Source organism: Sphingomonas sp. CFBP 13714 (assembly GCF_014842205.1).
Classification (GTDB): Bacteria; Pseudomonadota; Alphaproteobacteria; order Sphingomonadales; family Sphingomonadaceae; genus Sphingomonas; species Sphingomonas aerolata.
Window position 1 is genome coordinate 540,428 of record NZ_JACYVG010000003.1, and the last position, 12,172, is coordinate 552,599.

Genomic DNA, 12,172 nt, shown 5'->3' on the forward strand with positions numbered 1-12,172 from the left:
GGTCGTGGCAGGGACGATCCCAAGCCGCACGCCTGACCCGCTGCGGTTGCGATCTCAGATGATCGTTTCCAGACAAGATGGCCGGACTTGTTCCGGCCATCTCCGCGTCCGGCACGCAATCCCCCTTCTCGTCGCCAGCGTGCTCGGCATCGCGGCGGCCGCTGACGCAACGGACGTGCCCCCGACCTATGCCGAGGCACAGCGCGTCGCGAGCCCGCTGCCCTGGCGCACGGACTGGTGGACGATCTTCGGCTCGCCAGAGCTCGACGCGCTTTTCACGCGGGGCAATACCGATAACGCGGACATCGCGATCATCGCGGCGCGGCTTTCGATCGCACGGGCCGCCGTCCGCACGGCGTCCGCCGAACGGCTGCCGCGGGTTTACGCGATCGCCGCCGTCGCCGACCAGTCAGGCAATCTTGCCACCGCCAGCGGCGAAAACGGCCGTCTGTTCGAGCTTGGCCTCCGCGCGGCGTGGGAGCCTGACCTATTTGGCGGCCTTGGCAAGGCCGCGCGCGCGGCGCGGCTGGATGCGCGCGCCGCAGAAGCGACATTGGCCGGTGCGCGGCTCGCGGTGCAGGCGGAGATCGCGCAGACCTATTTCGCGTTGCGCGCGCTCGATGGCGAGCGCGACGTCCTGGCCAGCGCGATCGACCGGGCGGAGCGGGCGCTGGCGATCGTTGCGGCACAGGCCGCGCGCGGCAATGCCGCGGCGCGCGACGTCAATCGGCGACTGGTGGAACTTGCCATGCTGCGCGCCGACCTGCTCGCGCGCGACCGCGACCGCGCACTGAACCGGCATGCGCTGGCACTGCTGGTCGGTGCCGCAGCAATCCCCGACCGTCGCGCCGCACCGGGCCTCCTCACGGTTCCCACGATCCCGGCCGGACTGCCGAGCGAGCTGCTGCGACGGCCGGACGTCGCGGCGGTCGCGGATGCGGTGGAGGCGGCGCGGTTGCGGCATCGGGCCGCGAAGACCGCATGGTTTCCGGGCTTTGCGCTCACGGCCAATGGCGGGCAGGCCTCGCCGACGCTCGGCGAGCTCCTGTCCCAGACCGCGCAGACGTTTGGCTTCAACCTGATCCTTTCGCTGCCGATCTTCGACGGCGGGCGTACCGCCGCGCGCGTTCGCAGGGCGGCGGTCGACGAGGAGCTGGCCCAGGCGCAGCAGCGCAACACTATCCTGCGCGCGTTTCGCGACGTGGAGGACCAGCTCGCCGCCACGCGCCTGCTTGCGGCGGAGGAGGCGGTGGCGCGCGAAGCGGCAGATGCGAGCCTTCGCGGCGAACAGCTGGCTGCCCGACGCCTCGCCCGCGGCTCGATCAGCCTGCTCGAGTCGCTCGACACGGCACGCGCGGATCTTGGCGCGCAAACTCGGCTGGTCCGGCTTCATCATGCGCGGGCGATCGCCACCGTCGGCCTTGTCCGCGCGCTCGGCGGTGGATGGCGGACGACGTCTTCGCCGCCATCCCCCCTCACTCCGGCGGGGCAGTGATCGCGGCATGGCCACACCATTCGCCCGGACGCATAACGCGCTGGCTCGCGAGACGCCGCGCCTCGCACTGCTCGCGCTTGCCGTCGCAGCAGCCCTGCTCGCGATCTGGCTGCTGTGGTTCACGCTGGCGTCGGTGACGCTGTACGAGGTGTCGACCAGTGCGCGGCTCGAGGTCGGCATTGCCCCGCGAGCCGTGTCGCCCGCGCAATCGGGGCGGATGATCGCGACGCGGCTCGCGATCGGGCGCCGCGTGACGGTCGGGGACGTGCTGGTCTCGCTCGATGCCGAACCCCAGCGGCTCCGGCTCGCAGAGGCGGAGCGGCGAATGCGCGACTATCCGCGACGTCTGGCGTCGCTTGACCGTGAGATGGCGCTGCTTGGGGATGCCGACAGCGCGGATCGATCGAGCGCGGCGGCGGCAACGCGTGCGGCGCGCGCGCGCGCGACCGAAGCCGATGCAGCTTCGCGTCTTGCCGCGGATATCGCGCGACGCCACGTCGAGGATAGCGAGGCGGGTGGCGTGTCGCAGGCCGACGCCATCCGCGCCCGCGCCGATGCGCGCCGTGCCGCTGCTACGCGCGATGCGCTCGCCGAGGACGCACGCCGCATCGCAACCGAGGCACAGTCCCGCGGCGGCCGGAACAGCGCGCGCCGCGAGGAGCTCGAACGCATGCGCCTCGCCTTGGCCGACGACCAGACATCGACCGCGGCGCTGGCCACGCAACTGCGTATCGAGATTGCCGGTCGCGTGGTTCGCGCGCCGGTGTCGGGGATCGTCGCGGATGTCCATGCGGTCGCTCCAGGCGCGATCGTCGTTGCAGGTCAGCGGCTTGCGACGATCCTCCCGGCCGGCGACCTGATCGTTGTCGTGGCGTTCGATCCGGCCAACGGACTGGGCCGGATCCGTCCGGGTCAGCGCGCCACGCTTCGCCTCGCGGGGTATCCCTGGACCGAATATGGCGTCGTGCCGGCACGGGTCGAGCGTGTCGCCGGCGAGCTGCGCGACGGCCGGATGCGGGTCGAGCTGTCCGCGGCACGCGGCGCCATCCGCGGCGTCGCGCTGGCGCACGGGCTTGCGGGGTCGGTCGAGGTCGCGGTCGAGCATGTCTCGCCCGCGCGGTTGCTGATGCGGACCGCAGGCGGGGCGCTGCGATGAGCGGTCCGCGGCGATGGCTCGCCCCCGAAGTCGTCCAGACATCGAGCATGGATTGCGGCCCGGCGGCACTCAAGTGCCTGCTCGAGGGGCACGGCATCCCGGTCAGCTACGGGCGGCTGCGCGAGGCGTGCCAGACCAGCGTCGACGGCACGTCGATCGATACGATCGAAGCCGTCGCCAATCATCTCGGCCTGGCGGCGGAGCAGGTGCTGGTTCCCGCCGACCATGTGATGCTCGCCAGCACAACGCTGCCCGCGATCGTCGTCGTCCGCCATGCCGACGAGGCGACGCATTTCGTCGTGCTGTGGCGGCGCGTTCGCGGCTGGGTGCAGGTGATGGACCCGGCGATCGGACGACGCTGGCTGCGCGAGGCGACGTTCCGCGCCGCGATCTACCGGCATGGCACGCGCGTCCCCGCGGCGGCCTGGCACGGATGGGCACGCTCGGCGGAGGCAGCGACGGCGTGGAGCGAACGCCTTGCCGCGATCGGCGTCGCGGGCGGAACGGCGGATCGGCTGCTCGCTACCGTCACCGCTGCGGACTGGCAGCACGCCGCCGCGATCGATGCAGCGATACGGCTGGTGACGGCGATGGTCGACGCGCACGCGCTGCCGCCCGGATCGGATGCCGCGCGACTGATCGCGACGCTCGCCGATCGCGCCGCAGCCGATCCGTTCACGGCGATCCCCGAAGCCTATTGGAGCGCGGTCCCCGCCGGGGACGACGCGGTGGTGCGCGGGGCGGTGCTGGTGACCATCGCCGGCAGGCATACCGCGGCCGCACCCGCCAGCGATCTTCCGCCCGAACTCGCCGCCGCGCTCGCCGAGCCGCCCGCCACGCCGCTCCGGACGCTCGTTGCGATGCTGCGGGCCGACGGCCTGGTCGCGCCGGTAGCACTGATGTTCGCCACCGCGCTCGCGGCGGGCGCGCTGATGCTCGAGGCGCTGCTGTTCCGCGGACTAATCGACGTCGCGCAGCGGCTGCCGATGGGGCTGGACCGGCTGACCGCTGGAGTCGCGCTGCTCGTGTTCATCGCGGTGCTGCTCACGATCGAACTGGCGACGGGATCGGCGGCGCTGCAGATGGGACGGGCGCTGGAAGTTCGGCTGCGGATAGCGCTACTCGCAAAGCTGCCGCGGCTGGCCGATCGCTATTTACAAAGCCGCCCGATCAGCGACATGGCGGACCGGAGCCACAATATCCACGGGATCCGCAGTGTTCCTGGCATCGGTCTGCGCTTCGTCGAGACCGTGTTCGAACTCGCCCTGACCGCGCTCGCGATTGCGCTGATCGCCCCGGACAGCGGCCTTGCCGCAGCTGGCGTCGCGCTGCTGACGATCGCGATGCCGCTCGTGATCCAGCCGGTGCTCAACGAACGCGACCTGCGCGTCCGCAATCACGCAGGCGCGCTCCATGGCTTCTATCTCGACGCGATCCTCGGCCTCGCGCCGATCCGCGCGCACGGCGCGCAGCGCGCGGTGGCGCGCCAGCACGAGGGACTGCTGGTCGAATGGGCGCATGCGATGCGCAGGCTCGCGCGCACCGCAGTAACGGCGGACGGCGCACAGGCTTTGATCGGCACCATGGCGGCGGCGGCGCTGGTCGCGAGCCATCTGTCGCGCGGGTCCGGTGTCGGCGGTGCGGACCTGTTGCTGGTGTTCTGGGCGCTGAAGCTTCCGGGCCTGGGATCGCGGCTTGCCGGGCTCGCGCAAAGCTATCCGGGCCAGCGCAACGTCCTGCTCCGCCTCGTCGAGCCGCTCGATGCCCGGGAAGAGCCGCTCGCCGACCCGGCGCCGACCGGCGAGGGTCCCGCCGCGATCACGTTCGACGCGGTCGATGTCGTCGCGGGCGGGCATCCGATCCTGACCAAGCTCAGCGTCCGCATCGCGCCAGGCGAGCATGTCGCGATCGTCGGCACCTCGGGGGCGGGCAAGTCGACGCTGCTGGGAGTCCTGCTCGGCTGGCATCTGCCCGCGGCAGGAACGGTCACGATCGATGGGGCACCGCTCTGCGCGGTGGCGTTGCGCGCGACGACGGCCTGGGTCGATCCGGCGATCCAGCTGTGGAACCGCTCGCTGCTCGACAACCTGCTCTACGCCGCGACCGACGACGCGATCGGTCAGGTCGGACCTGTTTCCGCGGCGGCGCGGCTGCGCGGCATCGCCCGCGCGCTGCCCGAAGGACTGCAGACGATACTCGGCGAGGACGGCGGACTGTTGTCGGGCGGCGAGGGACAACGCGTCCGGTTCGGGCGAACGCTGATGGTCGCCGATCCTAGGCTGGTGCTGCTCGACGAGCCATTTCGCGGGCTCGATCGTGGTCAGCGCGAGACTCTGCTCGCCGAAGCGCGCGCATGGTGGCGCGAGACGACGCTGCTGTGCGTCACCCATGATCTTACGGAAGCGCGGGCGTTCGATCGCGTCCTCGTGATCGAGGACGGGCGGCTGATCGAGGACGGTGCACCGGCGGTGCTCGCCGCGGCCCCGTCGCGCTACCGCGATCTGCTCGACGCGGAAGCAGCGGTGCAGGATGCGCTGCGTGAGGGCACGGCGTGGCGGCAACTGACGATGGTCGATGGCCTAGTCGTGGAGCGCGCACGGTGACCGATCTCGCCCCCAATTGGTGGCCGCTTGCCCGGCTCGGCGAAGCGATCGAGGCGCTGGCGCTGGATGCCGGGCTGATCCGCGACCCGCCGACCGATCCGCTGGTCGTTCCCGCCGCCTTCGCGCTCGAGGACGTGCCAAGGTGGACCGAATGGGCGGCGGCGCGGCTGGAAGTCGAGGCGGTCGACGTCGAGACACCGGCCGCCGCGATCGACGTCGTGCTGGCAAGCGGCGGGCCCGCGATCCTGCTGGATGACACGGCGGAAGGCCCGGGTTTCTTCGCGCTCGCCGGCCGGCGACGCGGCGGCGTGCTGCTGCTCGATCGGCAGGCGCACCGTCGCCGCGTACCGATCGCTGCGCTGCGCGATCGCCTCGTCGAGCCGGTCGCCGCAGAACACCGCGCGTCGGTCGACGATCTGCTCGATCGCGCCATGATCCAGCCACGCCGTCGTCCGCGCGCCGCGGCCGCGCTGCTCCACGAACGGCTGCAGGCCGAACGGATCGGCGGGATCAGCCTGCTCCGTGCGCCGGCCTCCGCACCGGTCTGGCGGCAGATGCGGCTGGACGGCAGCCTGCGCACGCTCGCGCTGATCGTTGCGGCGTTCGTCGCACTCTACGTGCTGGAAATCGCAGGGTGGAAGGTGATCGGCGAAGGCGTTCTGGCGGGCGAGGTGGATTCCGGCTGGCTGCTCGGCTGGATGGTGATCCTGCTCACCGCCGTCGTTGCGCAGACGGCGAGCGCGTGGTGCGAGGCGAGCCTTGCGGTCGACCTCGGACGGATCATGAAGGCGCGGCTGCTCGCCGGCGCGCTCGCGTTGCGACCCGACGCGATTAAGCGCAGCGGTGTCGGCCAGATGATCGGTCGCGTGATCGAGGCGCAGGCGCTCGAAGCGCTCACCTTCAACAGCGGTATCGGGGTGCTGCTCGCGGGGATCGAACTCGTCTTCACCGCATGGGTCCTCGCCCATGGCGCAGCGCCGGCCGCGCATCTGACCCTACTGGTCGGCTGGGTCGTGCTGACCGGGTTGCTTGGCTGGCGGTATTTCGTGCGGATGCGTCAGTGGTCGGGGGAACGTCTGGACATGACCAACGCGCTTATCGAGGCGATGGTCGGACATCGGACCCGTTTGGCCCAGGACCGCGCTGCGCGCCGGGACGCGCAGGACGACGCGGTGGTGCAGCGCTATCTCACGACATCGGCGGCGATGGATGGCGCGAGCATTGTCGGAGTCACCGCGCTGCCATCGATCTGGCTGTTCGCGGGCATCGCCGCCCTCGTCCCGGCCTTTGCGGGACAGCCGGTGCCGTCGCCCGTGACGCTGGCGATAAGTCTGGGCGGGCTGCTTCTCGGCCAGCGCGCTTTTGGCGGGATCGCCGGCGGTTCGGCTGGACTTGCACGCGCCGCGATCGCCTGGTCGCGGGTGCGCGAGCTCTTTGCCGCGTCGCGCGGCGGGGCGGTCACCGTGACCCGGCGAACCGACGGGATTGCGGACGAGGAGCGGCCGGTGATCGAGGCCGAGGGACTTATGTTTCGCTATCCCGGTGCCGATCGCCGAGTCGTCGATCGCGCCAACCTGACGATCAGGCACGGTGAGAAGATCCTGCTCGACGGCGCATCGGGCGGCGGAAAGTCCACGCTGGCAGCATTGCTGAGCGGACTGGAGACGCCAACATCGGGGCTGCTGCTGCTCGACGGGCTCGACAAGGCGACGCGGGGCGACGCTTGGCACCGTCTGGCCGCCGCCGCGCCGCAGTTTCACGACAACCACATCCTGTCAGGATCGCTCGCCTTCAACCTGCTGATGGCGCGCCGCTGGCCGCCCACGTCCGCCGATCTCGCCGATGCGACAGAGTTATGCGAGGAGCTTGGTCTGGGGGATCTGCTGTCGCGGATGCCAGGCGGGATCGAGCAGCAGGTGGGCGAGACCGGCTGGCAGTTGTCGCATGGCGAGCGGAGCCGCATCTTCCTCGCGCGTGCGTTGCTGCAGCGTGCATCGCTCACGATTCTCGACGAGAGCTTCGCGTCGTTGGATCCGCAGCGTCTTGGTCAATGCCTCGCCGCAGCGATCGGCCGGTCGCAGGCCTTGGTCGTCATCACGCATCGATGATCGCGCATATTTGACTATGCCAGCGTCGCGCTCAGCGCGTCGATCGGCGCCTCAGGGTATCGGCAGACGACGGACAAAATCCTGCGAAAGCCAGACTTTTACAAGCAGCTTGGGAGTGACCTGCCTGTGGTTCTAGGCACCTGGTGCCTAAGATGCCTTTCGAAAGATTGGTAACCGGGTCGTTGTGCGCATATCGGTCAATGCTCGCTTACTTCGTCCAGTAGACTGGCCAACGCGCACGACCGCTCTTTTCCGACGAGAGCGGCCCCTGCGCCGAAGCGCGGGAGGCCTGACTGGCCGAGACGATCGCAACGCGTCGCGGCTTGCCTTTGCGTAAACTACGTAAATCTAGCCCATGATCCTTGACCTAAACTGGCCCGATCCAACGAGGTGGCCATGATCAAGACAATTCTCGCAATCGTGGAGGGCCCCGTCCGCGGTAGCAGCTTTATCGACGCGGTCCTTGGCTTAGCCGACCACCGGCAGGCACATATGATCTTCGATGTCCTGACCGCGGCACCCATGCTGTCGCCTCATCTTGCCCCGTTCGGCACGGTCTACACATTGTCCAGCGAACTTCGGCAATTGGTCCGCGACCATGCCAGCAGCCTGCGGGCGCTCCTGCCGCCCGACAGCCAGGCGGAGATCGTGTCGCAATGCGACGATGTCGGGTGGATCCCGGGCGACGTCCGCGCCAGCGCGCCTCTCGCGGATCTCGTCATGATCGGTCCGCATGAGACCTGGTCGATCGATTGGCTCCGCCGCCGGACAATCGAGACCGTATTAATGGCCTCGGGCACGCCCTTGTTGCTGCTGCCGCCGGGCCGCTCGATCCGTAACGTCGGTCACGCCGTGCTCGGCTGGAAGCCCGGGCCGACCGCGATGCGCGCCTTGCAGAATCTCGTCCGGCTCGCCGCGCCCGGTGCGCGGATCGATGTCGTTGCGATTAAACACGGTCTGGCCGATCAGCCGGAAACCGCGCTCGAACCGGTCGTCGCGCTGTTGCACCGCCACGGTTTCGGCGTTGAGGGGCATACGCTCGAACGGAGCGGGAAAGCGCAGGACGGGCTGACCAGCTTCGCGCTCGATCGCGGTGCCGACCTTCTCGTTGTCGGCGGCTTTGCGCATTCACGGATGCGCGAGATCGTGCTCGGTGGCGTCACGCGCAGTCTGATCGACGATCCGCGTTTGCCCGTTCTCATGGCGCACTGAATGTCCGGCACGGCCACGCTGTCCGTCGACGCCGATCGCAGCGGACTGTCCAGTGCGGTCGCCGCCGATCGGCTTTTACGCGACGGCCCCAATGAATTGCCGCGCGCCGACCGGCATTCGGTGTTGCGGCTCGCGCTGGACGTGCTGCGCGAGCCGATGCTGGCGCTGCTGCTCGCCGGCGGTGTCGCCTATATGCTGCTCGGCGATCTTACCGAAGCGCTGATCCTGCTCGCCTTCGCGACGTTTTCGATCGTTGTCACGGTGGTCCAGGAAAGCCGCACCGAGCATGTGCTGGATGCATTGCGCGATCTCTCCGCACCGCGTGCGCAGGTCGTCCGCGATGGTGCGCGGCAGCACATCGCCGCGCGCGAGGTGGTGTGTGGCGATATCCTCGTGCTCGAACAGGGGGATCGGATCGCCGCCGATGCGCTGCTGTTCGACGCCGACGATCTCCAGACCGACGAGTCGCTCCTCACCGGCGAGTCGCTGCCCGTGGGCAAGCTCCCGGCCGCGGATGCCGCCATCGCGGAGCCCCGCCGCCCCGGTGGCGAAGGCCAGCCCTTCGTCTATTCGGGCTCGCTCGTCACGCGCGGCAATGGGCTTGCACGCGTTCTCGCGATCGGGCCACGCACCGAGGTGGGACGGATCGGCCAGTCGCTGGCGAGGCTGGAGACCGAGGTGCCGCGTTTGCGCCGCGAGACGACCCGGATCGTGACCTGGTGCGGGATCGGCGGCGGCGCGGTCACGCTACTGGTCGTTTTGTTGTTCGGGCTGCTGCGCGGCGGCTGGATCGAGGCGCTGCTGGCCGGGATCGCGATCGGCATGGCGATGCTGCCGGAGGAGTTTCCCGTCGTGCTGACGGTGTTTCTGGCGATGGGAGCGTGGCGGATCGGCAAGGTCGGCGTGCTCACCCGCCGCGCGGCCGCGATCGAGACGCTGGGATCGGCCACGGTCCTCTGCACCGACAAGACGGGCACGCTGACCGAAAACCGCATGTCGGTCGCCGAGCTTTGGTTGCCCTCTTCCGCGACGCTCGTGCTCGCGGGGAATAGGCCGGTGACGCCTGGCTATCACGCGCTGCTCGCCACCGCCGCGCGCGCCAGTGCGATTGCGCCGAGCGACCCGATGGAGATCGCGCTGCACGACGCGTGGTCCGCGTTAGTGGCGCGGTCGCCATCCACCGGGACGCTCGTCCACGCCTATGCGCTGCGTCCCGAATTGCTGGCGATGTCGAACGTGTGGGACGACGGCGACGCTGTGCGCATCGCGGCCAAGGGCGCGCCCGAGGCGATCGCCAGCCTGTGCGCGCTTGCCCCGGATCAATATGCAGCGATGACCGCCGCGGTCGACGCCATGGCGGTGCGCGGCATTCGCGTCCTCGCCGTCGCGAGCGCGGCGCCGCCGGATCGCGACTGGGCGCAAACGCAGCACGGCTATCGCTATCAACTGGTCGGGCTGGTCGGACTGGCCGATCCGATCCGCGCCAGTGTTCCAGGCGCGGTCGCCGAGTGTCGTCGCGCAGGAATTCGTGTCGTGATAATCACCGGCGATTATGCCGCGACCGCGCGCTCGATCGCGCGGCAGGCGGGAATCGCCGAGGGCGAGGTCCTGACCGGCGCGGACCTCACGACGCTCGACGATGCCCAGCTCGCGGCACAGCTGCCATCCGTGACGGTGTTCGCGCGGATCATGCCCGAGCAGAAGCTGCGCATCGTCGACGCGTTCAGGGCCGCGGGCGAGATCGTCGCCATGACGGGTGACGGCGTCAACGACGCGCCCTCGCTCAAGGCGGCGCATATCGGTGTGGCGATGGGCAAGCGCGGGACGGACGTCGCGCGCGAAGCCGCCGCGATCATACTGATCGATGACGACTTCGGCGCGATCGTCCAATCAGTGAGGCTGGGCCGACGGATCTACGACAATATCCGCAAGGCGATGGCATTCATCTTTGCGGTGCACGTGCCGATCGCCGGGCTCGCGCTGCTGCCGCTGTTCTTCGGCATGCCGATCCTGTTCGGGCCGATCCATATCGCCCTGCTCGAAATGGTGATCGATCCGGTCTGCACCCTCGCGTTCGAAGCCGAGCGGGACGAGGAAGACGTCATGCGCCGCCCGCCACGCGCGCCGTCCGAGGCGCTGTTCTCCATCCCGATGATTGTCTGGAGCGTGTTCCAGGGCGCTCTTGCCTTCGTCATGCTGGCGGCAGTGTTTCTAATCGAGCAAGGGGCCGGGATGCCGGAGCGCGAGCTTCGCGCGTTAATCTTCTTCGCGCTGATCGCCGAAATCCTCGCGCTGATCCTGGTCAACCGGTCGTTCAGCGCGTCCATGCGCGATGCGCTGGTCCGCCACAATGCAGCACTCCGCTATGTCGTCGCGGCGATTGCCTGCGTAACAGGTCTGATCCTGTTTCTGCCACGTGCGCAGACGCTGCTGAAGTTCGGCTTGATCGCCTGGAGCGATATGACGCTGGCGCTCGGCATGGGGATCGGACTGCTCGCCATACTCGAAGCGTGCAAGCCGCTGATCCGCAAGGCGACGCCGCGCAGGCGGAGCGATCCGGGCAGTCGAGCCCTTGTCGTGCAATGATCGACGCTCTTTCAGGCACAAGCCCTCGCCGGCCCGCCCGTTTACCTTTGCTCTGTTGGGCAGACGAACCATCGGGGTTTTCTGGTCGATCACTTTGCTTAGTGGCGCGGCTCTAAGCTGCAATCGCTAGGAGTTTCTGGAGTCGCCCATGCTTGGCTGCTCCGGCCGGCGGGCAAACGCCGTGCACGCAGTTGTGACCACGGGGCGTTTGGATGCGATCAGATGTAGCGATGGGAGGCAGGATTATGGGATGACGGCAGCAGATCATTCGCGTCTGCGCTAAACGAGAACGCCGGATGTCGTCGTTTCCTTCCCAGTCACCATACTCATAAGGACGTGGTGATCGGGGAGATGAGCGATTGTGCGAGGTCGGGTAGCGGGGGAGGATGCGCGAATGTCCGGGTTTGGGTCGTTCTCGACGGTGCATATTTGGCATCACGGCTGCGAAAGTAACGCGGCTACGTTGGTGGCACCGAAAGCTGTTGGTCAACAGATTGCAAAGGGTTTGATCGGGGAAACAGACAAAGATCAAGCTGCATAGATATTTAACTCTGGCGCGAGGTTGGAGTAGTGTTGACGGGTCGGTTCCCGGTTGGGAAGGATCCGTCCGAGCCGCCCTCCCCGCCGCAAAATCTGCGCTGGAGCTTCCATGCCTGCCGGTACGCGATCTCGCGGAGCCCGCATAATGCCGCGCGCAAGGCAGTCGTGACCCCTACCGTGAAGCCGCTGGTGGCGGCGGTGGCGGCACGCGGTATCGACATCGTCTATGCCGATGCGATTATCGCGAGAGGGTCAAACAGTTTACCGTAGTGTTCCCGGACGATGCACTGAAGGTGCAGGCATTCGAGCGACTACGCGCGCCCATTGAGATGGTGGTGCTGCCGCCGGAGGACGGTGATTTGACCATAAACCATCGCAGCGAACTGGCATCGATGCGAGCGCCAAACGCTAGCGCAGAAACGCAAAAAGGCCTCCGCGGGGATTCCCTCGGAGGTGTTGCAAATGAAAATGG

The 12,172-nt window shown here is 68.6% G+C and carries 8 protein-coding genes; all 8 read left to right on the plus strand.

The genetic code is table 11. The features are described 5' to 3' along the window. Positions 1-58: 58 nt before the first annotated feature. Positions 59-1,495, plus strand: coding sequence for an efflux transporter outer membrane subunit (locus tag IFT54_RS10195; protein WP_192070521.1), 1,437 nt, complete (start codon positions 59-61; stop codon positions 1,493-1,495). A 7-nt stretch (positions 1,496-1,502) separates the two neighbouring features. Then, positions 1,503-2,651 (plus strand): HlyD family secretion protein, encoded by a 1,149-nt coding sequence (locus IFT54_RS10200; RefSeq protein ID WP_192070522.1) that lies wholly within the window; start codon positions 1,503-1,505, stop codon positions 2,649-2,651. Then, complete coding sequence (locus IFT54_RS10205) at positions 2,648-5,254, plus strand: cysteine peptidase family C39 domain-containing protein (protein WP_192070523.1); 2,607 nt, start codon at positions 2,648-2,650, stop codon at positions 5,252-5,254. The genes IFT54_RS10200 and IFT54_RS10205 overlap by 4 nt, the downstream gene beginning before the upstream one ends. Further along, a complete protein-coding gene (locus IFT54_RS20895; RefSeq protein ID WP_192070524.1) occupies positions 5,251-7,362 on the plus strand; it encodes an ATP-binding cassette domain-containing protein in 2,112 nt (703 codons plus the stop codon). The genes IFT54_RS10205 and IFT54_RS20895 overlap by 4 nt, the downstream gene beginning before the upstream one ends. A gap of 396 nt (positions 7,363-7,758) precedes the next feature. Then, on the plus strand, positions 7,759-8,574 hold the full coding sequence (locus IFT54_RS10215) for a universal stress protein (RefSeq protein ID WP_192070525.1): 816 nt from the start codon (positions 7,759-7,761) through the stop codon (positions 8,572-8,574). After that, positions 8,575-11,160 (plus strand): cation-translocating P-type ATPase, encoded by a 2,586-nt coding sequence (locus IFT54_RS10220; protein WP_192070526.1) that lies wholly within the window; start codon positions 8,575-8,577, stop codon positions 11,158-11,160. It begins immediately after the preceding gene. 573 nt (positions 11,161-11,733) lie between these two features. Then, positions 11,734-11,970, plus strand: a complete 237-nt coding sequence (locus IFT54_RS10225) for a hypothetical protein (protein ID WP_192070527.1) — start codon at positions 11,734-11,736, stop codon at positions 11,968-11,970. After that, on the plus strand, positions 11,970-12,172 hold a 203-nt coding region (locus tag IFT54_RS20270), incomplete at its 3' end, for a hypothetical protein (RefSeq protein WP_206758144.1). The genes IFT54_RS10225 and IFT54_RS20270, both read left to right, overlap by 1 nt.